General features: G+C 74.4%; 1 protein-coding gene and 1 pseudogene. Both read left to right on the top strand.

What is annotated here, in order from left to right; translation table 11 throughout:
• The coding region (locus tag FLX08_RS41755) for a hypothetical protein (RefSeq protein WP_208761982.1) at positions 1–200 on the top strand (200 nt) is incomplete at its 5' end.
• 338 nt (positions 201–538) lie between these two features.
• Positions 539–1,158: pseudogene (locus FLX08_RS39915) on the top strand (hypothetical protein); the annotation flags it as partial.

Genomic DNA, 1,158 nt, shown 5'->3' with positions numbered 1-1,158 from the left:
GGGGCAGTACCTGCCCGGTGGCCAGCAACAACCCCGGCACCATCCCCAACGACGCCCCCAACGCTGGTCCCAGTGACGCCCCCAGCGCCATCCCCTGGAACGCCCCGGGCGGCGTGCCTGCCGACGCTCCCGGAGCCGCTCCCGGTGTGCCCTGGCCGTGCCGGCAGTCCCCCGCAGGCCGAGGCCCGGCGTGGGTGTGATGCGCGGAGGCGTCCTCGGGAGGAGGATCCGGCTGCACCGCCTCCGAAGGCGCCGCCTGTGATGGCGGTGCGTCCGAAGCCGTCCCGCCCGAAGCCGTCCCGCCCGAAGACGCTGTGTCCGAAGACGCTGTGTCCGAAGACGCTGTGTCCGAAGACGCTGTGTCCGAATGCCCGCCACCGCCAGCAGGCCATGCTGACCCCGCCCGCGGGGCGTGCGGTGCTCCAGACTGAGTCACGGCACAGTCGCCGTCTCCGCCCTTGGCGGGCGCGGTCTCGTCGCTCTCGGCAGAGCTGGTGCTCGCGGTGTCGTCGTCCTCGGCAGAGGCGGCGTTCGCGGTGTGGTCGCCCTCGAGGGAGGCGATGCTTGCGGTGTCGCGCGGCGCGCACTCGCCGGGCCGCCGCTCACCGGCTCCGCGCTCACCGACTCCACAGCCGCGAGACTCCTCATCGCCAAGTCCGGTCGCGGCGTCGCCAGAGCCGGAGGCAGGGTCGATGGCGGAGTCGGCGGCAGGGGCAGTGGCGGGGTCGGCCTCGGCCGTGTCCACACCACTGACGTCGGCCTCTGGGATATCGCAGCCGTCGGCGGCGGCTTCCTCGCTCGCGCCGTCGGCGCTCTCGGCACCAGCGTCCGCGGCGCCGTCGGCAGCGGCATCGCTCCCCGCACCGGCGCCTGCCTCGGCCTCGGCAATGTCGCGCCCGTCCGCGACCTCGGGGGCGTCGATGCCGCCCGCAGCACCGGGGTCGCCCATCGCGCCGGAGACGGTGTCGTCGGCCTCGCCGGTGTCGTCGGCGCTCCCCGGACGGGCCTCTGCCCCGGCCTCGCCGGGAGCAGACTGGCCCGCGTTATCGGCGGGGTCGGCAATGTCTTCGGTGGCCGGGTCGGTGTCTGTGGGGTCGGTATTGTCGGGGTCGGTGGGGAGGGATTCGGCGCTGACCACGACGAGGAGTTCGGTGACGA

The organism is Microbispora hainanensis, from assembly GCF_006874475.1.
In the GTDB taxonomy this organism is placed as follows: domain Bacteria; phylum Actinomycetota; class Actinomycetes; order Streptosporangiales; family Streptosporangiaceae; genus Microbispora; species Microbispora hainanensis.
The sequence above is the reverse complement of the archived record's forward strand: the minus strand, read 5'-3'. Positions and strand labels throughout refer to the sequence as shown.